The sequence below is a fragment of the Donghicola mangrovi genome, from assembly GCF_013377535.1.
Taxonomy (GTDB): Bacteria; Pseudomonadota; Alphaproteobacteria; order Rhodobacterales; family Rhodobacteraceae; genus Donghicola; species Donghicola mangrovi.
Genome location: NZ_JABCJE010000011.1, coordinates 79,956 through 100,999, shown reverse-complemented (window position 1 = coordinate 100,999; position 21,044 = coordinate 79,956). Strand labels below are relative to the sequence as shown.

General features: G+C 62.0%; 26 protein-coding genes and 1 riboswitch. Of the genes, 5 read left to right on the top strand and 21 right to left on the bottom strand.

Annotated features, from left to right (window positions below):
* Positions 1 to 11 precede the first annotated feature (11 nt).
* The 7 genes from pal to HJ536_RS17315 all read right to left on the bottom strand — a co-directional run bounded on the left by pal (position 12) and on the right by HJ536_RS17315 (position 5,474).
* Entirely contained in the window at positions 12 to 530 is a 519-nt protein-coding gene (gene pal / locus HJ536_RS17345; RefSeq protein WP_177158692.1) for a peptidoglycan-associated lipoprotein Pal, read from the bottom strand.
* Positions 531 to 591: 61 nt separating this feature from the next.
* Positions 592 to 1,923: a Tol-Pal system beta propeller repeat protein TolB gene (tolB, locus tag HJ536_RS17340; RefSeq protein WP_177158717.1), complete on the bottom strand. Its 1,332-nt coding sequence runs from the start codon at positions 1,921 to 1,923 to the stop codon at positions 592 to 594.
* Positions 1,924 to 1,968: 45 nt separating this feature from the next.
* Complete coding sequence (locus HJ536_RS17335; RefSeq protein ID WP_177158691.1) at positions 1,969 to 3,090, bottom strand: energy transducer TonB; 1,122 nt, start codon at positions 3,088 to 3,090, stop codon at positions 1,969 to 1,971.
* Between the two features lie 9 nt (positions 3,091 to 3,099).
* Positions 3,100 to 3,567, bottom strand: coding sequence for a protein TolR (gene tolR / locus HJ536_RS17330; RefSeq protein WP_176855943.1), 468 nt, complete (start codon positions 3,565 to 3,567; stop codon positions 3,100 to 3,102).
* Positions 3,568 to 3,570: 3 nt separating this feature from the next.
* Positions 3,571 to 4,266 (bottom strand): protein TolQ, encoded by a 696-nt coding sequence (tolQ, locus tag HJ536_RS17325; protein ID WP_176855942.1) that lies wholly within the window; start codon positions 4,264 to 4,266, stop codon positions 3,571 to 3,573.
* Positions 4,267 to 4,385: 119 nt separating this feature from the next.
* Positions 4,386 to 4,775: a tol-pal system-associated acyl-CoA thioesterase gene (ybgC, locus tag HJ536_RS17320; protein WP_176855941.1), complete on the bottom strand. Its 390-nt coding sequence runs from the start codon at positions 4,773 to 4,775 to the stop codon at positions 4,386 to 4,388.
* A 69-nt stretch (positions 4,776 to 4,844) separates the two neighbouring features.
* On the bottom strand, positions 4,845 to 5,474 hold the full coding sequence (locus tag HJ536_RS17315) for a hypothetical protein (RefSeq protein WP_177158690.1): 630 nt from the start codon (positions 5,472 to 5,474) through the stop codon (positions 4,845 to 4,847).
* 198 nt (positions 5,475 to 5,672) lie between these two features.
* Here HJ536_RS17315 and HJ536_RS17310 point away from each other — a divergent pair, with 198 nt between their 5' ends.
* The 4 genes from HJ536_RS17310 (at position 5,673) to HJ536_RS17295 (ending at position 8,424) form a co-directional block, all read left to right on the top strand.
* Positions 5,673 to 6,308 carry a sulfotransferase family 2 domain-containing protein gene (locus tag HJ536_RS17310; protein WP_176855939.1) on the top strand — a complete coding sequence of 212 codons (636 nt, stop codon included), beginning with the start codon at positions 5,673 to 5,675 and terminating at the stop codon, positions 6,306 to 6,308.
* A gap of 228 nt (positions 6,309 to 6,536) precedes the next feature.
* The gene (locus HJ536_RS17305) at positions 6,537 to 7,142 is read left to right on the top strand and encodes a 50S ribosomal protein L25/general stress protein Ctc (protein WP_177158689.1); all 606 of its coding nucleotides are present in this window, start codon (positions 6,537 to 6,539) and stop codon (positions 7,140 to 7,142) included.
* A gap of 131 nt (positions 7,143 to 7,273) precedes the next feature.
* Positions 7,274 to 7,987: an aminoacyl-tRNA hydrolase gene (pth, locus tag HJ536_RS17300; RefSeq protein WP_176855966.1), complete on the top strand. Its 714-nt coding sequence runs from the start codon at positions 7,274 to 7,276 to the stop codon at positions 7,985 to 7,987.
* Between the two features lie 65 nt (positions 7,988 to 8,052).
* On the top strand, positions 8,053 to 8,424 hold the full coding sequence (locus tag HJ536_RS17295) for a DUF2237 family protein (RefSeq protein ID WP_177158716.1): 372 nt from the start codon (positions 8,053 to 8,055) through the stop codon (positions 8,422 to 8,424).
* Here the strand turns inward: HJ536_RS17295 and HJ536_RS17290 are convergent.
* The 9 genes from HJ536_RS17290 to rpsA form a co-directional block, all read right to left on the bottom strand.
* Positions 8,409 to 8,948 carry a helix-turn-helix transcriptional regulator gene (locus HJ536_RS17290; RefSeq protein WP_228028774.1) on the bottom strand — a complete coding sequence of 180 codons (540 nt, stop codon included), beginning with the start codon at positions 8,946 to 8,948 and terminating at the stop codon, positions 8,409 to 8,411. The genes HJ536_RS17295 and HJ536_RS17290 overlap by 16 nt on opposite strands.
* Positions 8,945 to 9,445, bottom strand: coding sequence for a hypothetical protein (locus HJ536_RS17285; RefSeq protein WP_177158688.1), 501 nt, complete (start codon positions 9,443 to 9,445; stop codon positions 8,945 to 8,947). The genes HJ536_RS17290 and HJ536_RS17285 overlap by 4 nt, the downstream gene beginning before the upstream one ends.
* A gap of 113 nt (positions 9,446 to 9,558) precedes the next feature.
* Entirely contained in the window at positions 9,559 to 9,987 is a 429-nt protein-coding gene (locus HJ536_RS17280; protein ID WP_177158687.1) for a hypothetical protein, read from the bottom strand.
* Positions 9,988 to 10,260: 273 nt separating this feature from the next.
* Entirely contained in the window at positions 10,261 to 10,941 is a 681-nt protein-coding gene (locus HJ536_RS17275) for a hypothetical protein (protein ID WP_177158686.1), read from the bottom strand.
* A gap of 279 nt (positions 10,942 to 11,220) precedes the next feature.
* The gene (gene trpB, locus HJ536_RS17270; RefSeq protein ID WP_177158685.1) at positions 11,221 to 12,465 is read right to left on the bottom strand and encodes a tryptophan synthase subunit beta; all 1,245 of its coding nucleotides are present in this window, start codon (positions 12,463 to 12,465) and stop codon (positions 11,221 to 11,223) included.
* Positions 12,466 to 12,580: 115 nt separating this feature from the next.
* Positions 12,581 to 13,225 (bottom strand): phosphoribosylanthranilate isomerase, encoded by a 645-nt coding sequence (locus HJ536_RS17265; protein ID WP_177158684.1) that lies wholly within the window; start codon positions 13,223 to 13,225, stop codon positions 12,581 to 12,583.
* Positions 13,226 to 13,229: 4 nt separating this feature from the next.
* On the bottom strand, positions 13,230 to 13,583 hold the full coding sequence (locus HJ536_RS17260) for a LapA family protein (protein ID WP_194245136.1): 354 nt from the start codon (positions 13,581 to 13,583) through the stop codon (positions 13,230 to 13,232).
* Positions 13,583 to 13,882, bottom strand: a complete 300-nt coding sequence (ihfB, locus tag HJ536_RS17255) for an integration host factor subunit beta (RefSeq protein WP_176855932.1) — start codon at positions 13,880 to 13,882, stop codon at positions 13,583 to 13,585. The genes HJ536_RS17260 and ihfB overlap by 1 nt, the downstream gene beginning before the upstream one ends.
* A 245-nt stretch (positions 13,883 to 14,127) precedes the next feature.
* A complete protein-coding gene (gene rpsA, locus HJ536_RS17250) occupies positions 14,128 to 15,804 on the bottom strand; it encodes a 30S ribosomal protein S1 (RefSeq protein ID WP_177158683.1) in 1,677 nt (558 codons plus the stop codon).
* Between the two features lie 206 nt (positions 15,805 to 16,010).
* Between rpsA and HJ536_RS17245 the strand changes: the two genes are divergently transcribed.
* Positions 16,011 to 16,460: a GNAT family N-acetyltransferase gene (locus HJ536_RS17245; protein ID WP_228028773.1), complete on the top strand. Its 450-nt coding sequence runs from the start codon at positions 16,011 to 16,013 to the stop codon at positions 16,458 to 16,460.
* On the opposite strand, the gene cmk is transcribed toward HJ536_RS17245, so the two are convergent.
* From cmk to metK, 5 genes are all read right to left on the bottom strand, one after another.
* Entirely contained in the window at positions 16,436 to 17,056 is a 621-nt protein-coding gene (gene cmk / locus HJ536_RS17240) for a (d)CMP kinase (RefSeq protein ID WP_176855930.1), read from the bottom strand. The genes HJ536_RS17245 and cmk overlap by 25 nt on opposite strands.
* Positions 17,057 to 17,107: 51 nt before the next feature.
* The gene (locus HJ536_RS17235) at positions 17,108 to 17,503 is read right to left on the bottom strand and encodes a GFA family protein (RefSeq protein WP_177158682.1); all 396 of its coding nucleotides are present in this window, start codon (positions 17,501 to 17,503) and stop codon (positions 17,108 to 17,110) included.
* Positions 17,504 to 17,554: 51 nt separating this feature from the next.
* The gene (aroA, locus tag HJ536_RS17230; protein WP_177158681.1) at positions 17,555 to 18,901 is read right to left on the bottom strand and encodes a 3-phosphoshikimate 1-carboxyvinyltransferase; all 1,347 of its coding nucleotides are present in this window, start codon (positions 18,899 to 18,901) and stop codon (positions 17,555 to 17,557) included.
* Positions 18,902 to 18,967: 66 nt separating this feature from the next.
* On the bottom strand, positions 18,968 to 19,690 hold the full coding sequence (trmB, locus tag HJ536_RS17225) for a tRNA (guanosine(46)-N7)-methyltransferase TrmB (protein WP_177158680.1): 723 nt from the start codon (positions 19,688 to 19,690) through the stop codon (positions 18,968 to 18,970).
* Positions 19,691 to 19,813: 123 nt separating this feature from the next.
* Positions 19,814 to 20,983 carry a methionine adenosyltransferase gene (gene metK / locus HJ536_RS17220; protein WP_177158679.1) on the bottom strand — a complete coding sequence of 390 codons (1,170 nt, stop codon included), beginning with the start codon at positions 20,981 to 20,983 and terminating at the stop codon, positions 19,814 to 19,816.
* A gap of 5 nt (positions 20,984 to 20,988) precedes the next feature.
* A riboswitch (SAM-SAH riboswitch) is annotated at positions 20,989 to 21,037 on the bottom strand.
* Positions 21,038 to 21,044: the final 7 nt, after the last annotated feature.

Genomic DNA, 21,044 nt, shown 5'->3' with positions numbered 1-21,044 from the left:
TCTGTGTCAGATTAGCTCGAGAAACCGCCCGAAATTACGGTCACAGCACGACGGTTCTGCGAATAGCAGCTCTCGGTCGAGCAAACCGCGATGGGGCGCTCTTTGCCATAGGACACAATTTCCAGACGGCTCGCGGGCACACCCTGCGAGACCAGGAAATCACGCGCTGCGGTGGCGCGGCGTGCGCCCAGCGCGATGTTGTATTCACGGGTGCCCTGCTCGTCGGCGTGGCCTTCGATGATGGCTTTGTAGTCGCCGTTGGTCAGCAGCCACTGGGCCTGCTTCATCAGGGTGTCCTGCGCGGTCGCGGTCAGGGTCGACTGGTCAACCTCGAACAACACGCGGTCGCCGACGGCGTTCTGGAAATAACCGATGCTGCTGGGATCGCCATACGCGCCGTTCGCGCCTGCGCCATAGGCGTTCGCGCCGTCCATGCCCGCGCCGTTGCCGAAACGGTCCGCGCCGGTCTTCGAACAGGCCGACAGGCCCAGTGCGGCAACGAGAAGTACGATTGTGCCAAGAGATTTCATGTTGGTTCCTGCTCTTTCGATTTTTGAGCGTTATAACACAGGGCTTCCGCCCAAGATACGGTTAGCGCTGCAGCGGCGACCACGCGGGGTCGGAACCACCGGCGGGAAGGGGCACGCGCTTCAGGTTACGTCCCGAGATATCGACCGAATACATTGCCGCGGCGCCACTTTCGCCCTGGCTTTCACGGGTAAACATGATCACGCGGCCATTGGGGGACCAAGTCGGGCCTTCGTCAAGGAAAGACGCTGTGAGCAGGCGCTCTTCGCTGCCATCGACGCGCATCACGCCAATGTGGAAGCGGCCTTTGTTCTGCTTGGTGAACGCGATCATATCACCGCGGGGCGACCATACGGGGGTGCCGTAACGGCCGTCACCAAAGCTGATGCGGGTCGGCTCACCGCCGCCGGACGACATGATATACAGCTGCTGGCTGCCCGAACGGTCGCTCTCGAACACGATCTTGCTGCCATCGGGGCTAAAGCTCGGCGCGGTCTCGATCGAGGGGGCGCTGGTCAGACGCGAACGCCCGCCGGTTGCCATGTTCAGCGCATAAAGATCGGTGTTGCCGCCTTCGGTGACCGAATAGACCACGGTGTTGCCATCGGGGCCGAAACGGGGGGCAAAGCTCATGGTGCCGGGCTGGTCCGCCAGCGCACGGCGCGAAGCCGAGCCCACATCCATTACATAGATGCGGGGGAAGCCGCTTTCGTAGCTGGTGTACAGCACACGGCTGCCATCAGGCGAGAAGCGCGGCGCCAGAACGATGCTGCTGGCATCGGTCAGGTAGTTCACGTTCGCACCGTCGTAATCCATGATCGCCAGACGCTTCTGACGCTGCGCCTTGGAGCCTTGCTCGGACACGAACACCACGCGGCTGTCAAAGTACGGGCCTTCGCCGGTGATGCGGCTGTAGACCTGATCGGCCACCTTGTGGGCCATACGGCGCCAGCCATCGACGGTGCCGGCAAATTGCAGACCCTCGCCCATTTCGCCGCCGCTGAACACGTCATGCAGGCGGAACTTGATGATTAGGCGACCGCTGGCATCGGTCGACACCGCACCAGTCACCAGAGCCTGCGCGTTCACGGCCTTCCAGTCAGCGTACTGAACGGGGGCGTTGAAGTTGCTGATCTGGCTGATGAACGCCTCGCGGGGGATTTCGCGGAAGAGGCCGGTTCCCACCAGATCGGCGGCAATCACGCTGGTCAGCTGGGCTGCCACGTCCTGCGCGCCCGCGCTTTCGGCAACGAATTGCGGGATCGCGATCGGCATCGGCTCGATCACACCTTGGGTGATGTCGATCCGCAAAGGACCGGACTGCGCCAGCACAGGCGCTGCGGTTCCCGCCATCAGCGCCAATGCCAGAGCGGCGGCATGTGCAAAGGGTTTCATCATTACTCCGTCCCCACGTTCGTAGAGTTTTGTTCAGGTCCGATCCTAGCGCAGTCGCATCTGCGAAGGATCAAAAGTCATTTCGATTTGTTTCCACTGGTCGTACTTTTCCGACGGCAGCGGATAGCCTTGGCGTTGGCAGCGCACGATCGCGCGGCGGGCGGCCTGATAGGCGGTTTCGATGGCAGGCCCCTCGCCCCCCGAGGACGAGACCAGCTGGATGCTGCCCTGATCCACGGTGCCGTCGGGGTTCATGTTCATCGACACAACCACGGTCACGTTCGCCGCTTGCGATCCCACGTCCACAACCCAGCACTGTTGGACCGACACCCGCAGACCTTCGCGCTCGCCCGCGCTCAGGGGCGGGGCAGCACTGCGGCTGGGGGCCGGATCACCGGTCGCGCCACCCAGAGCTTCGGCCAAGGCCCCCTCAAGCGCTCCGGCCAGCGGATCGTTCGCGGGCGCGGCCTCTTTCTTGGGCTCTTCCTTCGGCTTTTCCTCGGCCTTTTTGGCGGGTTTCGCGTCGGGTTTGGCTTCGGCTGTCTCCACGGGCGGAGGCGTGGGCCGGTTGGGACGCAGCATCGGGCGCAGCGACTTGTCCATCGACGACGAAGGCTTCTCGGCCTCGGTCACGATTTCGGTCGTTGCGGCCTCGGGGGCTGCGGGTTTCTTTTCTTCCTCGACCGGCGTTTCGGCGGGCACGTCGGCATCGGCGGCCTCGACCTTTTCGGGGGCCACTTCGGCATCCTCGGGCGGCTTGGGCACGGCGGTGTCAGACACGCGCGGCGCCTGCTCGGGGGTCGGGGTTTCACTGGGCGGGGCATCGGGTGCCTCGACCGGGACTTCGGGGATCACAGGCTCGGGTTCGGGCGCAGGAGCCGGTTCTGGCTCTGGCTCGGGTTCGGGCTGCGGTTCGGGCCGTTCAGGCGGACGCAAGGCCTGCTTGATCTCCTGAGGCTCTGCCTTGGGCGCCTCTTGGGGCACCACCTCTGTCGCGTTCGGATCGGTCTCCGGCGACATCAGGTTGGCGAATTCCTCGGCGGAAATCAGCGACACGTCGGTTGCGTTGACGATGGGCAAAGGCTCGCTCTTGAAGACGCCACCAAAGATCGCCCACAACAAAACCAGGGTATGCCCTGCGCCAGAGATATAGGTGCCGGTCTTCACCGTTCGCCCCTAGTTCCCGCTTCCCGTCAGTCGGGAGCCGCCCGTATCGGTCACCAGACCGATATCGGGGAAACCACCCGCACTGAGGGCGCCCATCACCGTCATTACGTCCGAATAAGGCACTGCACCGTCGGCCCGCAGGAACACCTTGCGGCTCTCGCGCTCGGCCGCGATGGCGGTCAGGCGGGTCACAAGTTCCTCTCGGGTTACGTCGGTTTTCATGATCATGACGCGGCCATCACCGGTCATCGTAACCGTCAGCGGCTCTTCCTTGTCCGCGGACAGCGCGCCAGCGGCCGATTTCGGCAGCTCGACGGGCACACCCACGGTCATCAGCGGCGCCGACACCATGAAGATAATCAGAAGCACAAGCATCACGTCCACAAAGGGCGTGACGTTGATTTCGGCCACTGGCTGCGCGCGGCTGCGACGCCGCCGGCTGCCTCCACTGGCCTTTTTGATGACACCCGCCCCCATGCGTCAGCTATCCAGCTGGCGGGACAGAATGGTGGCGAACTCGTCGGCAAAGGCCTCGTAGCCGCCCAGAACCTTGTCAGCGATGGTGCTGAGCTGGTTATAGAACACGACCGCCGGAATAGCCGCCAGCAGACCCAGCGCCGTCGCCAGAAGCGCCTCGGCGATACCGGGGGCAACCACGGCCAGCGAAGTATTCTGCTGCTCTGCGATCTCGATAAAGGCGTTCATGATGCCCATGACGGTCCCGAACAGACCGATAAACGGCGTCACCGACCCGATGGTTGCCAGATACCCCAGACCGGACTGCATATCGTCAGCCTCGCGGGCGATGGCCACGTTCATGCTGCGCTCGATGCGGGATTGGGCGTTGGGGATCAGCTGCCCCTCGGCGTCATGGCTGCGCCGCCACTCGGTCATGGCCGCGGCAAAGATCCTGGCCTGACTGCCCTCGGGATCAGACCCGAGGTTATCGAACAATTCGTCCAAGGGCTCACCGGACCAGAACGCCTGATCAAAGGCCTCCGCGTCCTTTTTCGCCTTACGATAGACGATGTATTTCTGGATGATGATCGACCACGCCCAGAACGACGCCGCGATCAACATGATCATGACGATTTTAACAATAAACGTTGCGCGTGCAAAAAGGGCCCAGAAGGAGAAATCAATCTCCTGCGCCACTGCGAGGGTCGTTGCGTCCATATGCCTGCTCTTGCCTTAATTCCGCATTCTTCAATGCGCGGATATTTTCGCAGCAAAATACAGAACTTTGGAGAGGCAAGCCAACACAAGCGCGTCAACAGGCCGTAACAGTGACTTTTTTAGTGCAATAGCAGGCGAATGTTCGCCGGAAGCCGCGCCGGATGCCCCGTTTCAGATAGGGCAACAACTGTGACCTGTGCGCTGAATAACACTTCTTCGCCGCGCTTGACTTCTTGGTGCAGAATAATGCGGGCGCCTGTAACAACCGTGGGGCTGGTTTCCACCACCAACTCGTCGTCGAACTTGGCCGGATGCAGGTAATCGGCCTCCACACGCCGCACTGCAAAAACGATTCCCTCGGCCTCGCGCAGGGCTTTCTGATCGATTCCCAGTCCCCGCACCCACTCGGTCCGGGCCCGTTCGATAAACCGCAGATAGTTCGCGTAGTAGACGATTCCCGCCAGATCGGTGTCTTCGTAATAAACCCGCAGGGAAAAGCGATGCGTCATGAAAGTGCCTCTTGCTCGACAGGCCCGACCCTATGCGCGCCGCCCCTGCTCCACAACCCTCATCATGCCTTACAAAGGCGCATACATCCCCACCCGCGCGGACAGGCGCAGGGCATGGCTGGCATCCTGAGCCACCGCAGGCATTACCGGATCATAGGCCGCCTTGATCAGCCCCGCGAAATCGGGCCGCAGGATGGTATGTCCCCCCGCCACGGCCAAGGGCGACTGTTCGCGGAACGCCTCATCGGACCACAGCAGAATGGTCTGCACCACCTGCGACAGGGCCAAGGTTTCGGCCGGCACCTTCGACAGTTCCTCGTCCATCCGCAGGAAAACAAAGGCCGCACGGATCGCCCCCTGCTTGTCGAACCGGAAGAACCGGTACTGGTTCGCCTCGGCCGCCTCCAGCCGCTGAACCAAGGGCTCCAGATCGGGCACCAGCTGCTCCATATGGGGCACTTCGGTCAGCTCTTTCCACTCGCGAAAGAAAAACACCATCAGGTTGGAGCCCAGCTCTGGATCCGTCTCGGCCAGTTGATGCCCCGCCAGCGCGGCGACCGCCTCCAGCGCGCCCTTCACCACCTGAAGCGTCGCCTCCTCGACCCCGAAAACCACCGGCGCAATGGGCCGCCCCCAACGGGCAAACAGATACTGGCCGCTACTGCGGGTAAACAGGGCTTCGACCTCTTCGGGCGCCATGACATCCTCCAAACGCACACTTACGCTTGTGCATACCGCGCCCCCGCCCGAATTTCCAGAAAACTGAGCCCCCTTCATCTTGGCATAAATACCCATCGGCCGCAGGCCGTCCCGCACCCCGGCCACAGGGCTTACGGTTCGCAATCCTTGACAACCGCCCCCGCCAGCGGACAACCATGCGGAAACACGGGGAATTTCATGCTGGTTTTTCTAAAGCACAACTTGGTTTTCTTTGCCGTCCCCAAGACCGGCACCACCTCCTATCAGGCCGCCCTCAAGGGCAAAGCCGACATCATCATGCGCGGCGCGCCTGCGGCCAAGCATATGAACGTGCGCAAGTATGAGCGCGCCTTTGCCCCCTTTCTGGACAAAACCTTCAACCTCCGCCCCGAGCGGATGGCCGTTCTGCGTGAACCCCTCGACCAGATGCGCAGCTGGTACAAATACCGCTCGCGCCTGCGTGTGAACGACAAGAACTCGACCGCCAACATGACGTTCGAGGAGTTCCTTCTGCAATCTCTGGACCCCAAGCCCACCCCCGCCGCCTCCGTGGGCAACCAACTCCACTTCGTCATGGGCAAGGACGGCACCAACGCCGTGCAGCACCTCTTTGCGATCGAACACGCCGAGCTTCTGAACGAGTTCCTCGCCAATATCTTCGGCGAGATGCCCAAAATCCCGCGCAAAAACGTCTCGCCCAAGGCCCCGACCCCGCTGTCCGACGAACTGGCCCAGCGCTTCCGGCAGGAACGGGCGGAGGAATACGCGCTCTATGATGCGCTGATCAAATCGGGGGGCTATCTGCACACCGAACTGCCTGGCGACGAATCATAACCGCCGCCAAACAGGCCCCCACCCCGCAAAAACCACCGGTTTTTCGCCATTCAGGCCGGATTCCCCTGTGATCCGGCCTTTCCTTTGGACCCGTTTTCCCCTATACGCCCGCGAACGGACAGTCCCGCCGCCGAAACGCGCGGGGCTTTGCGTTTTGGGGCCGGCGCGAACCGGCCATTGACCGGGCATACACCCTTGGAGGATGCCCACAATTTTTGGAGATTAATCATGGCTACTGAAGTCCTTGATTTTGAAGCACAAGCACGTACGGGGACAGGCAAGGGGGCCGCTCGTCAAGCTCGTCGCGAGAACCTGGTTCCGGGTATCGTCTACGGTGGCGGTCAGGATCCCCTGCCGATCAACATCCCCTTCAACAAGCTGATCAAAGCGCTGAAAAACGGCCGCTTCCTGTCGCAGCTGTGGAACCTGAAGGTCGAAGGTCAGGAAGACGTTCGCGTCGTATGCCGCGCTGTTCAGCGTGACGTCGTCAAAGACCTTCCCACCCACGTTGACTTCCTGCGCCTGCGTCGCACCAGCCGCGTGAACCTGTTCATCCACGTTGACTTCATCAACGAAGATGCAGCACCCGGCATCAAAAAGGGCGGCGTTCTGACCGTTGTCCGCGCTGACGTAGAACTGAACGTTCTGGCTGGCGACATCCCCGAGAAGCTGACCGTTGACCTGACCGGCCGTCAGATCGGCGACGTCATCCACATCTCGGACATCGAGCTGCCCGAAGGCACCTCGCCGGTCATCACCGGCCGCGATTTCGTAATCGCGAACATCTCGGCGCCCGCAGGTCTGGTAGCGAGCGACGACGAAGGCGAAGAATAATCTTCCCCCTTCGATCCCTACGGATACGGAAACGGAGCCCTCGCGGCTCCGTTTTTCGTTGCAGGGTGGCGCTTGGACGCCACTAAGGGCATAACGCCCCCGAAACAGCAGTGATCAGAAAGGCCCGCGCGATGCTTCTCTTTGTCGGTCTTGGAAACCCCGGTCCGAAATATGCCGGAAACCGTCACAACATCGGCTTCATGGCGCTGGATCGCATCGCCGAAGATCACGGCTTTCCCGGCTGGAAATCGCGCTTCAGCGGCCAGCTCTCCGAAGGGCGCTTTGGCAGCGACCGCGCCGTCCTGCTGAAACCCGAGACCTTCATGAACCTCTCCGGCCAGTCCGTGGGCGAGGCGATGCGCTATTACAAACTGGAACCGCAGGACGTGATCGTGTTCCACGACGAACTGGATCTGGCCCCCGGCAAGCTGCGCGTCAAACAGGGCGGCGGTCATGCGGGCCATAACGGGCTGCGCTCGATCCACCAGCACATCGGTGAAAACTATGGCCGCGTCCGTCTGGGCATCGGCCACCCCGGTCACAAGGACAAAGTCGCCTCCTATGTACTGAACGACTTTGCCAAGGCCGAACAGGACTGGCTCGACGATATGATGCGCGGCATCTCGGACGGCGCGCCCGCGCTGGCCCGCGGCGACAACGCCAAGTTCCAGAACGCTGTGGCCTTGCGCGTGAACCCGCCCCGCAGCGGCACCGGCACCGGTCAGGCCCCGCAGGGCAAAGGCCCCAAACAGGCCCCTACCCCGCGCCCCGAGGCCCCCGCCCCGCAGGCCGAGCCCGAGGACAACCGCTCGCCCCTACAAAAGCTCGCGGACAAGTTCCGCTAAGGGGGCTAGCCAGCAGCCAAGGATGCGCTAAGCTATTGTGGCATCCATGAAAGGCGCGCGCTGTGATCCGCAAAGACCCCTCTGTGAACGTGAACGGCGGCCCCCTACGGCCCTGCTCGACCAAGCCCCTGACGGGCTTTTTCCGCGACGGGTCCTGCAACACCTGCGATCAGGACAGGGGCAGCCACACGGTCTGCGCCGTGATGACCGCCGAATTCCTGGCGTTCTCGAAATATGTGGGAAATGACCTGAGCACACCCCGCCCCGAATTCGGGTTCACGGGGCTCAAGGACGGGGACAAATGGTGCCTCTGCGCCAGCCGCTTCCTGCAGGCCCATGACGAAGGTTGCGCCCCCTTGGTCGACCTCGAGGCCACCCACCAGCGCGCCCTCGAAATCGTCCCGATCGAAGTACTAGAGCTTTATTCCGCCGCCTGACGGAACGGGCTGGGCTGGGTTTCGTCCATCAGCAGGTCCTCGATGACCACGCTCATTAGCTGCGCTCGGCCCGACACGCCCGCCTTGCGGTAAATCGCGGCGGTCTGCGCCTTGACTGTGCCTTCAGAGGTGTTGCGCAGCCCCGCAATCTCGGCGGTCGTCAGCCCCTTGAAGGCAAACAGCGCCACGTCGCGCTCTGCGGGGGTCAGCCCCCAATCCACAAACCGCTCTTCCAGCAGTTCCAGAAATTCGCGGGACGCCGCCCGCAGCCGTTCCTCGGCCCGCTGGGCCCGGCGCGCGGTGTTGCGCAGCACCATCCCGCCCAGCACGATCCCCAGACCCAATCCGACGGCGGCCCCAATTTCCACCAGCTCGAACAGACCCCACGGGACCAGATTGAACGGCAGTCCCAGAACCGAAACGAAAATTTCCCAAATGAAAATGAGGGCACAAAACGCCTGAAGCGCGATCACTGAAACCATGATCACGCGCTCGACCTGCAACGCCTTTTTACGTTCGGTCATCGGTCCCTCCCACGATCGTTATCGTGACCGTCATCCCGATCATTCCCGCGATCATTGTCTTTGTCATCACTTTTGTCATCGTCCTTGCCGCCGTGGCCCTCATCACGGCCGTCATCCTTGCCGCCATCGTCGCCGCCACTGTCATCGGACGCCGAGCCACTATCGCCCGATCCCGAACTGTCGTCCGAACCCGCCGTGCTGCCCGACCCGCCGCGATCATCATTGCCCGAGGTCCGCGCGGTCCGCTCGTCATCATCGTCATCCACGTGGTCGCGCAGAATGGCCCCGTTGCTGGGCTGCACGACAACCTCTCGGGTGCCGTTCTGCCCCACGCCAATAAACCGCAGCCGCCCCAGCAAAGTCCGCGAGACCGTGATCTCGGTGTACCCGTCCTTGACCAGATCGGCGATGATCTCGTCCTTCACCGATTGCGCATGGGCCGCCATCGGCAGCGCCGCGCACAGGCAGACACAGACAGTTTTCAGAAGCGTTCGCATAAAAGCCATTCCGGTCAGGTGATCAAAGTGCCCCCCGCATCATACACGCGGGGGACGCTGCTGCCTATGGCAGCGGTGAAATAACAAGACCAGCCCCCAGGTCCCGCACCACCTTAGGACGCGGTCAACGCGCCACCAACGGAAATACCCGTGCCCGACGTGTCGGTGGTAGAGGTGTCCTCGGTGGTGGTGTCGTCCGAAGTGGTGTCCTCGGTGCTGGTGTCGTCGGTGGTCTCTTCGGTTGCGGTGTCGTCGGTCGCAGTCTCATCCGAAGCAGCAGTGTCGTCCGATGCGCTGTCGTCAGTCGCGGTGTCGTCCGAAGCGTCCGTTCCAGTGGTCGCACTCGCCTCACCCGAGCCCGAGCATCCCTGTTTGGTGCTTTCGGTTTTCCCCGCGCCGTCTTTGTCCGCGATGCTACGCGCCGCGCCAAAGCTGCCCGAAGAGGCCACAACAACTACGCTCATCGGCATCGCCTGAGCGGAAACAGCACATACAGAAACCGCAGCGAACAGAGCGGCGCGGATGGTCGAAACCTTGGTCATCATTACTCTCCAATTTAGCTGAAATTACATATTCAGCATTGCAGGTGATGACCGCTGGCCTCTGATCCGTAAACCGCCTTTCCCCCATAAACCCCATCCAGAACAGCCACTTAGCCGCTATTAGACCGCAGGTTTACAGCGGAAATTAAGGCAGCCGTGCCACATTCCTATCTGCCCTCAGGTATATGACCCCGCCGAACCCCCAACGTTTCTTGGGCCGTTTGCAGGGGGACCCGATGACCAAGCCATCCGCCCCCTGCCCGTCCGCAGACCTTAGTGACGACCGCCGCCGTGGCCACCTTCGCGGTCACCGCCATCGCGGCCGCCATGGTCGTGACCCGAGTCGCTGTCACTGTCGTCGTCCGAGCTATCGTCAGAGCTATCGTCGCTGCTGTCATCGGTCGAGCTATCGTCGCTGCTGTCGTCCGACGTGGTCGTGCTGCTGTCATCCGACGTGGTACTGTCGTCATCATCGTCGTGACCATGACGGCCGCCCTTGCCGTGGCCACGGGTGGCTTCGGTGGTGGTCGTCTCGCCGGTCGAGCTGTCATAGCTGACCTCATAGGTGGTGGTGCCGTCGGTCGCGATCACTTCTGCGCCGCTGTCGGTCTCGCGGATGCCCACAACGGTCAGACCTGCGTCCTCGGCGGCGGCAATCGCGGCGGCGGCGTCATCGCTGGACAGGGTTTCGAAGGTGCTGTTGCGCGGGGTCACCTCGGTGGTCGAGGTCGCCTCGCCGGTGTCGGTGTCATAGTCGATCTCGTAGTAGCTGGTGCCGTCGGTCGCCAGAACCGACGTCACGGTCCCATCGCGCGAGGTGCGGACCGCCACGGCGCTATAGCCCGCGTCGGTGGTTGCGGTGATGGCCTCGGATACGGTCAGGGCCTGCGCCTGTGCGCCCAAGGTCGCGGTCGCTGCGAACAATGCAGCGCGAACGGTAAAGGTCTTGATCATGTGGGTCTCTCCCGATGCAGCCAGAGGAATTCCGGCGTTGGATCGACCCTTGCCCGTCCCCGGCCCGCTCGAAAATGCGCCGCAGGGTATAAACCGGCCCACCAAACGGGCAGTAACCGCCCGTAAACCAGCGGTATAGCGTCCACCTTGAACGTCATGACGGAAGCCAGACGTACTCCATACGGAAGATGGCAGCCGGATTCCCCTGTTTTACAAGGCCAGAAACGCAAAATCCCGCAGGTTGCCCTGCGGGATCCGATTCGATGGTGTCAGGGTTTGTTAACCCAGATCGCGGCCCTCGGAGCCGGCGATGTTCACACCCAGATGGCGTGCGACGGTAAAGATGTCTTTGTCGCCGCGGCCACACATGTTCATGACCAGCAGGTGATCCTTGGGCAGGGTCGGTGCGATCTTGGCCACATGTGCCAGCGCGTGGCAGGGCTCCAGCGCGGGGATAATGCCCTCGGTCCGGCAGGACAGCTCGAACGCGCCCAGCGCCTCTTTGTCGGTGATCGACACGTATTTGGCGCGGCCGGTTTCGTGCAGCCAGCTGTGCTCCGGCCCGATGCCCGGATAGTCCAGACCCGCCGAAATGCTATGCCCTTCAAGGATTTGGCCATCCTCGTCCTGCAGCAGATAGGTGCGGTTGCCGTGCAGCACGCCGGGGCGACCGCCGGTCAGCGACGCGCAGTGCTCCATCTTCTCGTCCACGCCTTTGCCGCCCGCTTCGACGCCGATGATGTTCACGCTGGCATCGTCGAGGAACGGATAAAACAGGCCCATCGCGTTGGAACCGCCACCGATCGCCGCGACCAGAGTGTCGGGCAGACGGCCTTCGGCTTCCATGATCTGTTCACGGGTTTCCTTGCCGATGATCGACTGGAAGTCGCGAACCATCGCCGGATAGGGGTGCGGACCGGCCACGGTGCCGATGCAGTAGAAGGTCTCGTTGACGTTGGTCACCCAGTCGCGCAGCGCATCGTTCATGGCGTCCTTCAGGGTGCCACGGCCGCTGGTCACGGGGATCACGTCAGCCCCCAGAAGGCGCATGCGGAACACGTTGGGCTTCTGACGCTCAACGTCGTGCGCGCCCATATAAACAACGCATTTCAGACCAAATTTCGCACAAACGGTCGCGGTCGCAACGCCGTGCTGGCCGGCACCGGTTTCCGCGATGATGCGGGTCTTGCCCATGCGGCGCGCCAGAATGATCTGACCCAGCACGTTGTTGATCTTGTGGGCGCCGGTGTGGTTCAGCTCGTCGCGCTTGAAGTACACCTTGGCCCCGCCAAGCTCTTCGGTCAGGCGCTCTGCGAAATACAGGGGCGACGGACGGCCCACATAGTGTTTCCACAGATAGTCCATCTCGGCCCAGAATTCGGGATCGGTTTTGGCACGCTCGTACTGGGCCTCCAGTTCGAGGATCAGCGGCATCAACGTTTCCGACACGAAGCGTCCACCGAACTGGCCGAAACGGCCTTTTTCATCGGGTCCGGTCATGAAGCTGTTGAAAAGATCATTCATCTCGGGCGCCTTTCAACTGAGATTTTGCACGTGGATATGCAACAAAGGGCGGCATTTCCAGCGAAAAGCGGCGAAATGTGCGGCCCCTGCGAACGGGGCCCCACAATGCGCCGGATCAGGCCAGTGCGGCCTGTACGAAAGCGGTGATTTTGGCGGCATCCTTGACCCCCGGCGCGCTTTCGACGCCGGACGACACGTCCACCTGACGGGCGCCGGTGCGGGCAATCGCCTCGGCCACGTTCTCGGGGTGCAGGCCCCCTGCCAGCATCCACGGCACCGCCCATTCGCGGCCCTCCAGCAAACGCCAGTCAAAGGCCAGCCCGTTGCCACCTGGCAAATCCGCGCCCTTGGGCGGCTTTGCGTCGATCAAGAGCTGGTCCGCAACCGTCTCGTAATCGGCGATTTTGGGCAGGTCTTCGGCATCGGCAACGCCAAGCGCCTTCATCACCGGCAAGCCATAGCGCGCCTTGACCTCGGCCACCCGCTCGGGGCTTTCGGACCCGTGCAACTGGATCATATCCAGCGGCACAGCCTCTGTGATGGCGTCCAGCAGGGCGTTGTCCGCGTTCACGGTCAGCGCCACCTTGGCCACGCCCAAAGGCACCTCGAGCGCCAATTCACGGGCTTGTTCGATGGTCACGTTGCGCGGGCTTTTGGCAAAGAACACAAAACCAACGTAGCGCGCCCCAGCATCGGCCACGGCGCGCACGTCTTCTACGGTGCTCAGACCGCAGATCTTAACTCTGATTCCCGAGGGCATGGTCTCAGCCCTTGGCCTCCAGCAGAGCCAGAACCTCGTCCTTGCCCGCATGCTTTTCACCGCGCAGCTTTTCGACTTCGCGGTTCAGGTTCTGCGCCACTTTCTTGTGACGGGTCGCTTCGGCGCGGTGCTTGTGCTCGCGCATCCACTCCCAGAAGAACCCGATCAGCAGGCCCGCGATGACGCTGGCAAAGATCACCAGGAACAGGGGCAACTGGATCGAGAAGTTCCAAGCCGCAACGTCAGCCAGATCCTGTGGCAGCAGGTTCAGGGTGACGGTGTCGCGGTTGGCGGCCGCAACGGCCACCAGACAGACCGCGATCGCGGCCAGAAATGCATAACGGATATAACGGATCATTATTCTTCTTCAGTATTTTCAAGGCCATTGAGCCGGTCACGCAGCAGCTTGCCGGTCTTGAAAAATGGCACGAACTTCTCCTCGACATCAACCGTTTCACCGGTCCGAGGATTGCGACCTGTGCGCGCATCGCGCTTTTTCACTGAAAATGCACCAAAGCCTCGCAGTTCGACCCGGTCTCCGCGGGCCATGGCCTCGGTGATTTCTTCGAACACTGTATTCACGATGCGCTCGACATCGCGCTGGTACAGATGCGGATTTTCGTCGGCAATGATCTGAATGAGTTCCGAACGGATCATCAGATGTCTCCCCCTCGCCAGCCATATATCTCGTATATCTGATAATAGGGTCAAATACCTGAAAACGAAACAAAATCGCAGAAGTAGCCCGAAAATTAGTCTGTTTCCCCTGCGTAAAGCCGATTTTCGCGGGATGCCGCAGCACAGAAACTACACATTCGGTTGTTAAGCGGGCGAATCAACAACGAAAAAGCCCCGCAGGAAAACCTGCGGGGCCCGGTAAGCTTTGGAAAAGGAAGCGAGGATTACTCGTTGCCCTTCAGCGCTGCGCCAAGGATATCACCCAGCGATGCACCCGAGTCCGAGCTGCCGAACTGTTCGACGGCTTCTTTCTCTTCTGCGATCTCGCGAGCTTTGATCGACAGGCCCAGACGACGCGACTTGTTGTCGACGTTGGTGACGCGAACGTCGACCTTGTCGCCAACCGAGAAGCGCTCGGGACGCTGGTCTGCGCGGTCACGCGACAGGTCCGAACGACGGATGAACGACTTCATGCCTTCGTACTCGACCTCGATGCCGCCTTCTTCGATCGCGGTGACTTCAACGGTGATCACCGAGCCACGCTTCACGCCGCCGATTGCTTCTGCAAACGGGTCGCCATCAACTGCTTTGACGGACAGCGAAATGCGCTCTTTCTCGACGTCGACTTCCGAAACAACAGCTTTGACGATGTCGCCCTTGTTGTATTCGCCGATAACGTCTTCGCCACGGCCTTCCCAGGTGAGGTCCGACAGGTGAACCATGCCGTCGATGTCGCCTTCGAGGCCGATGAACAGACCGAATTCGGTGATGTTCTTGACTTCGCCTTCGACAACGGTGCCCTCGGGGTGGGTCTCAGCAAAGACTTCCCAGGGGTTGCGCATGCACTGCTTGAGGCCCAGCGAAACGCGACGCTTGGACTCGTCGATTTCCAGAACCATGACTTCGACTTCCTGCGAGGTCGAAACGATCTTGCCGGGGTGTACGTTTTTCTTGGTCCACGACATTTCCGAAACGTGTACCAGACCTTCGACGCCGGGCTCCAGCTCCACGAACGCACCGTAATCGGTGATGTTGGTGACGCGGCCGGTGTGTACCGACTCCAGCGGGTACTTCGAAGCAACCGAATCCCACGGATCGGCTTGCAGCTGCTTCATGCCCAGGCTGATGCGGTGGGTGTCTTTGTTGATCTTGATGACCTGAACCTTGACGGTTTCGCCGATCGCCAGGATCTCGCTCGGGTGGTTCACACGGCGCCATGCCATGTCGGTGACGTGCAGCAGGCCGTCTACGCCGCCCAGGTCAACGAATGCACCGTACTCGGTGATGTTCTTGACAACACCCTCGACAGCCTGACCTTCGGTGAGGTTGCCGATAACTTCTGCACGCTGCTCGGCGCGCGACTCTTCCAGGATGGCGCGACGCGACACAACGATGTTGCCACGACGACGGTCCATTTTCAGGATCTGGAAGGGCTGCTTCAGACCCATCAGCGGGCCTGCGTCACGTACGGGGCGTACGTCAACTTGCGAGCCGGGCAGGAACGCAACTGCGCCACCCAGGTCCACAGTGAAGCCACCTTTGACGCGGCCAAAGATCGCGCCGTCGACGCGCGCGTCGTCTGCGTATGCTTTTTCCAGGCGGTCCCATGCTTCTTCACGGCGTGCCATCTCGCGCGAGATAACAGCTTCGCCGCGGGCGTTTTCAGCAGAGCGCAGGAACACTTCTACTTCGTCGCCGACTGCGATTTCAGGAGCTTCGCCGGGGTTTGCGAATTCTTTCAGATCAACGCGGCCTTCCATTTTGTAGCCTACGTCGATGATGGCCTGGCCCGCTTCGATCGCGATAACCTTGCCTTTGACAACCGAACCTTCTTCGGGGGTGTCGATTTCGAAGCTTTCTTGCAGGAGGGCTTCGAATTCCTCCATCATTGCGTTCGCCATGGCGTCCGTTTTCCTTTTACTAACGTTATGCTGGCCGAGCGGTTGTCTCCGCCGGTCTTTGGGTTGGTCGTGTTGGCCGTTTTACAAACGAGAAGAGGCCGGTTTTTGAAACCTGCCCCTGTCAGAGTCTGGTCTTTGCCGTATAGACGAGGCGCGAGATAAGCGATTTCGCCCTCTGAGGCAAGCGCCCCCCCAAGCACAATTGGATGAAACGAACCGAAATGTCCCTGCAAATCGTAGAAATCGACGCCGAGACCGCCCTGCCCCTGCGCCACCGCGTGTTGTGGCCAGACCATCCAGCGGACTTCAGCCGCGTGCCAGGAGACGAGTCGGCCCTGCATTTGGGCGCCTATGAGGGGGACGAACTGGTCTGCGTTCTGTCCCTGTTTGCCGAAGGGACCGACATCCGCCTGCGCAAATTCGCCACCCGTCCGGACCGGCAAAATCAGGGGATCGGCAGCGCCCTGTTCACCGCAGCACTGGACCGCGCCCGCGCATCCGGCGCGCGCCGTCTGTGGCTGAGCGCCCGCGCCAGTGCCAGCGGGTTTTACGCGCGCTTTGGTCTAGAGGCCTTTGGCGATCCCTATTTCAAAGAAACAGAGCCCTGCCGCGACATGCAAATCCGGCTGGATCAGAGCTTGGCCAACTCGGCCTGACGGGCCTCGATGCGCTTGACGGCTTCGGCGACGGCCTCTTCGATCGACAGGGTGGTGGTGTCCAGTTGCAGCGCGTCATCGGCGGCCTTCATCGGGGCGTCCGCGCGGGTGCTGTCACGGCGGTCCCGTTCCTGCAGGTCCGCCATCACCTCATCCACGGTCACCTTATGCCCTTTGAAGGTCAGTTCCTTCCAACGGCGCTCGGCTCGGACCTGATCGCTGGCGGTGACGAACAGCTTCACCTCGGCATCGGGACAAATCACGGTGCCAATGTCGCGCCCGTCCAGAACCGCGCCCCCTGCCCGCTGGGCAAACGCACGCTGGAAATCGACCAAAGCCTTGCGCACCTCGGGCATCGCCGCGACCTTGCTGGCAGCCTGAGCCACCTCGGGCGAGCGCAGCTCGTCCCCTTGCAGATCCTCGGCCACCAAGGTTTGCGCCGCTTCCAGCGCGGGGGTGCCGTTCAGGGTCTTGCGCCCCGTGGCGCGGTACAACAGGCCGGTGTCCAGATGGGCGAACCCGAAATGGGCCGCAATCGCGCGGGAAATGGTGCCTTTGCCCGAAGCTGCCGGTCCGTCAATCGCCACTGTGAACATCTGTGCCTCCTGAAATGCGGACCCATGTCCTAGCGCAGCTTGCGCGTGGCCTCAAGCCTGCGCGTCCCCGTCTTCTGCCTCGGCGGCGAATTGCGGCAACCCGTCGGTGATCCGGTAGAACCCCGCCTTGTCCGCACAATAGATGTGATAGGCCAGCTTGGGCGCGTCCCCATCCAGCGATCCGGCGTGGATTTCCAGATCGGGATGGCCCCCATCCCAGAACATCTGGCCGCCGCAGGTCGGGCAAAATCCCCGCCGCCCCGTGGCCGAACTCTGATACCACCGCACCTCGCCATGGATCGTCACACCGTTACGCGGCGCGAAAAAAGCGGTCACGAAATTCCCGCTGGTCTTGCGACACTGCGAACAGTGGCAGCCAAAGGTCGGCCCCATCGGCCCCTCGACCTGATACCGCACGCCGCCGCACAAACACGATCCCGTCGCCATTCCGCCCCCCGAAACGAACAGGGGCGGCCCCACCGGACCGCCCCCTGAAATTTACGTGCGCTTGATATCTGCGCCCAAGTCTTTCATCAGCCCCTCGAAGATCGGGAAGCTGGTGGCAATCGCGCCACCGTCATCCACACTGACCGGAGCCTTACTGCACAGGCCCGCAATCAGGAACGACATCGCGATGCGGTGATCCAAATGGGTCGCGCAGGTGGCACCACCGGCCACATTGCCCGCACCAACGCCTTTGACGATCCACCAATCCTCGCCCTCTTCGACCTCGACCCCGTTGGCGCGCAGGCCCTTGGCCATTGCATCAATGCGGTCGCTTTCCTTGACGCGCAGTTCCTTGACGCCGCGCATCACGGTCTCGCCGGTTGCGTTCGCGGCAACCACCGACAGGATCGGATATTCGTCGATCATCGAGGCCGCGCGCTCGGGCGGTACAGTGATGCCCTTCATGTTGGGCGAGTATTTCGCACGGAGGTCGGCCATAGGCTCGCCGCCCTCGACACGCTCGTTCTCATAGGTCAGGTCCGCGCCCATCTCGCGCAGCGTGGTGAACAGACCGGCGCGGGTCGGGTTCAGACCGATATTCGGGATCACAACGTCCGAGCCGGGCACCAGCAGCGCCGCACACACGGGGAACGCCGCTGACGACGGATCGCGCGGCACGGTGATGTCCTGAGGCTTCAGCTCGGGCTGGCCCTTCAGGGTGATCACGCGGCCCTCTTCGGTTTCCACGGTCGAAATCTCGGCGCCAAAGCCTGCCAGCATCCGCTCGGTATGGTCGCGTGTGGCTTCTTTCTCGATGACCACAGTCTCGCCCGGCACGTTCAAGCCGGCCAGCAGAACCGCCGACTTCACCTGAGCCGAAGGCATCGGAACGGTATAGCGCACCGGCACCGGATCAGCCGCGCCAACGATGGTCATGGGCAGACGGCCGCCGCTACGACCCACCGACTGCGCGCCAAACAGCGCGATCGGGTCGGTCACACGGGCCATCGGACGCTTGTTCAAGCTGGCATCGCCGGTAAAGGTCACGGTGATCGGGCAAGTCGCCATCGCGCCCATGATCAGACGCACGCCAGTGCCAGAGTTCCCGCAGTCGATCACATTGTCAGGCTCGGCAAATCCGCCAACGCCCACACCCTTGACCGACCAGTTACCACCGCCGTGGTTGGTCACCTCGGCGCCAAAAGCCTGCATCGCCTTGGCGGTATCCAGAACGTCCTGCCCTTCCAGCAGACCGCTGATGCGGGTCTCGCCCACGGCCATCGCCCCAAGGATCAGCGAACGGTGGCTGATCGACTTGTCCCCCGGAACATGGGCCGCCCCGGTCAGGGGACCAGAGGCATAGGCGGTCATCGGGATGGGCGTGCCATGTGCAGACATCGGGCGTTCCTCGTTCAATCAATCCGCCCTTCTGTTATCGCAAACAAAGGGCCTGGTCTATCGCCCTCAGCGGCGACGGAAAGTCATGTAATGGGGCGTGCGCCCCTCGCGCAGAGCCTTCTGCTCGTAGCGCGTGGAAATCCAGTCGCCCCAAGGCTCGCGCCAATCAGCAGGCCCCTCGGCCAGCCATTCGAAACCGGCCTGCGGGACCTCTTGCATGGTCTGGCGGACATAGTCGGGAATATCGGTGGCCACACGGAACTCGGCCCCCCGCGCCATCACCTGCGCTAAGGGCTGCAAGTGCTCTTGGGTCACGAACCGGCGGCGATGGTGGCGCTTCTTGGGCCACGGATCGGGATAGTTCAGAAACGCCTTCTCAACGCAGCCATCGGGCAGCACGTCAAACAGATCACGCGCATCCCCGGGGTGCACCTTCAAGTTGGTCACCCCAGCCTCGCGGATTTTCCCCAGAAGCATGGCAACACCGTTGATGAACGGCTCGCACCCGATGATCCCCATATCGGGATAGGTCTTGGCCATGTGCACCAGATGCTCGCCGCCCCCGAACCCGATCTCCAACCACAAGGGGCGACCATCGAACATGGCCTCCACATCCAGCTTTTCGCGGTTCGGGTTCACGTCCCAACCCACGGGACCGGGCGACAAAGGCTCCAGATCCTCTTCCAGAAATTCCTTATGGTTCGGTCGCAGGGTCTTACCCTTGAACCGGCCATAAAAATTGCGCCAAGGGGCGCCACTGGGGTGTGTTTTCGGTGTCTCTTCGCTCATGGCCCTGCCCAATAAAGCCGCGCCTCGCCCAAAACAAGCCCCAGCTTCTTTTTGCCTTAAATACTCAAAAACGAAACAGGGCCCACAAGGGGCCCCGTCCGCATACCTTGATCCCGCCGGAAATCAGCGGATCGCGCGGGTCAGAGCGTCGACCAGATCGGTGCGCTCCCAGCTGAAACCGCCGTCCTCTTCGGGCGCGCGGCCAAAGTGACCGTAGGCCGCGGTGCGCGAATAGATCGGCTTGTTCAGGTCCAGATGGGTACGGATGCCGCGGGGCGACAGGTCCATCACGCGGGGGATCGCAGCCTCGATGGCGGCCTCCTCGATCTTGCCGGTGCCGTGGAAGTCCACGTAGATCGACAAGGGCTTGGCCACACCGATCGCATAGCTGACCTGCAGGGTGCATTTGTCCGCCAGACCAGCCGCCACGATGTTCTTCGCCAGATAACGCGCCGCATAGGCCGCCGAGCGGTCCACCTTGGTCGGGTCTTTGCCGCTGAACGCACCGCCGCCATGGGGGGCCGCGCCGCCATAGGTGTCCACGATGATCTTGCGGCCGGTCAGGCCCGCGTCGCCATCAGGGCCGCCGATCACGAAGGTCCCGGTGGGGTTCACCCACCACTCGGTGTTCTCGGTCAGCAGCTCTGCGGGGATGATCTCCCGGATGTAGGGCTCTACGATTGCGCGGATGTCGTCGCTGGTCTGGTTGATGTCCGAGTGCTGGTGCGACAGCACGATCGAGGTCACCTCGACGGGCTTGCCGCCCTCGTACCGCAACGAGATTTGCGATTTCGCATCAGGACGCAGGGTCGGCTCGGTGCCATCCTTGCGGACCTCGGCCAAGCGGCGCAGAACCGCATGGGCGTACTGGATCGGTGCGGGCATCAACTCGGGGGTTTCGTTGGTCGCGAAACCGAACATGATCCCCTGATCGCCTGCCCCGTCACGGTCCACACCCTGCGCGATATGCGCCGACTGCTCGTGCAAGAAGTTCTGCACGTGGCAGGTGTTCCAGTGGAACTTCTCCTGCTCGTAGCCGATGTCACGGATACAGTCGCGGGCGATCTGGCTGATCTTGCCCATATAGTTTTTCAGTGCGTCCTGATCAGTCAGCCCCACTTCGCCGCCGATGACGACCATGCCGCTGGTGGCAAAGGTCTCGCACGCCACGCGGGCGTTGGCCTCTTCGGCCAGAAGCGCGTCCAGCACTGCGTCGGAAATCCGGTCACACACCTTGTCGGGATGCCCCTCGGAGACCGATTCCGAGGTGAAGATGTAATTCTGCCTGGTCATTGAAGTGCTCCATTAGATGTCGCCTGTCACGCCAGGAAGCCGTTGTGACAGGAATATGAAG

Bases quoted from the DNA above. Each gene is read 5' to 3' on its own strand.
- pal (WP_177158692.1), bottom strand. From the start codon at position 530: ATGAAATCTCTTGGCACAATCGTACTTCTCGTTGCCGCACTGGGCCTG.
- tolB (WP_177158717.1), bottom strand. From the start codon at position 1,923: ATGAAACCCTTTGCACATGCCGCCGCTCTGGCATTGGCGCTGATGGCG.
- tolR (WP_176855943.1), bottom strand. From the start codon at position 3,567: ATGGGGGCGGGTGTCATCAAAAAGGCCAGTGGAGGCAGCCGGCGGCGT.
- tolQ (WP_176855942.1), bottom strand. From the start codon at position 4,266: ATGGACGCAACGACCCTCGCAGTGGCGCAGGAGATTGATTTCTCCTTC.
- ybgC (WP_176855941.1), bottom strand. From the start codon at position 4,775: ATGACGCATCGCTTTTCCCTGCGGGTTTATTACGAAGACACCGATCTG.
- HJ536_RS17315 (WP_177158690.1), bottom strand. From the start codon at position 5,474: ATGGCGCCCGAAGAGGTCGAAGCCCTGTTTACCCGCAGTAGCGGCCAG.
- HJ536_RS17310 (WP_176855939.1), top strand. From the start codon at position 5,673: ATGCTGGTTTTTCTAAAGCACAACTTGGTTTTCTTTGCCGTCCCCAAG.
- HJ536_RS17305 (WP_177158689.1), top strand. From the start codon at position 6,537: ATGGCTACTGAAGTCCTTGATTTTGAAGCACAAGCACGTACGGGGACA.
- pth (WP_176855966.1), top strand. From the start codon at position 7,274: ATGCTTCTCTTTGTCGGTCTTGGAAACCCCGGTCCGAAATATGCCGGA.
- HJ536_RS17290 (WP_228028774.1), bottom strand. From the start codon at position 8,948: ATGACCGAACGTAAAAAGGCGTTGCAGGTCGAGCGCGTGATCATGGTT.
- HJ536_RS17285 (WP_177158688.1), bottom strand. From the start codon at position 9,445: ATGCGAACGCTTCTGAAAACTGTCTGTGTCTGCCTGTGCGCGGCGCTG.
- HJ536_RS17280 (WP_177158687.1), bottom strand. From the start codon at position 9,987: ATGACCAAGGTTTCGACCATCCGCGCCGCTCTGTTCGCTGCGGTTTCT.
- HJ536_RS17275 (WP_177158686.1), bottom strand. From the start codon at position 10,941: ATGATCAAGACCTTTACCGTTCGCGCTGCATTGTTCGCAGCGACCGCG.
- trpB (WP_177158685.1), bottom strand. From the start codon at position 12,465: ATGAATGATCTTTTCAACAGCTTCATGACCGGACCCGATGAAAAAGGC.
- HJ536_RS17265 (WP_177158684.1), bottom strand. From the start codon at position 13,225: ATGCCCTCGGGAATCAGAGTTAAGATCTGCGGTCTGAGCACCGTAGAA.
- HJ536_RS17260 (WP_194245136.1), bottom strand. From the start codon at position 13,583: ATGATCCGTTATATCCGTTATGCATTTCTGGCCGCGATCGCGGTCTGT.
- ihfB (WP_176855932.1), bottom strand. From the start codon at position 13,882: ATGATCCGTTCGGAACTCATTCAGATCATTGCCGACGAAAATCCGCAT.
- rpsA (WP_177158683.1), bottom strand. From the start codon at position 15,804: ATGGCGAACGCAATGATGGAGGAATTCGAAGCCCTCCTGCAAGAAAGC.
- HJ536_RS17245 (WP_228028773.1), top strand. From the start codon at position 16,011: ATGAAACGAACCGAAATGTCCCTGCAAATCGTAGAAATCGACGCCGAG.
- cmk (WP_176855930.1), bottom strand. From the start codon at position 17,056: ATGTTCACAGTGGCGATTGACGGACCGGCAGCTTCGGGCAAAGGCACC.
- HJ536_RS17235 (WP_177158682.1), bottom strand. From the start codon at position 17,503: ATGGCGACGGGATCGTGTTTGTGCGGCGGCGTGCGGTATCAGGTCGAG.
- aroA (WP_177158681.1), bottom strand. From the start codon at position 18,901: ATGTCTGCACATGGCACGCCCATCCCGATGACCGCCTATGCCTCTGGT.
- trmB (WP_177158680.1), bottom strand. From the start codon at position 19,690: ATGAGCGAAGAGACACCGAAAACACACCCCAGTGGCGCCCCTTGGCGC.
- metK (WP_177158679.1), bottom strand. From the start codon at position 20,983: ATGACCAGGCAGAATTACATCTTCACCTCGGAATCGGTCTCCGAGGGG.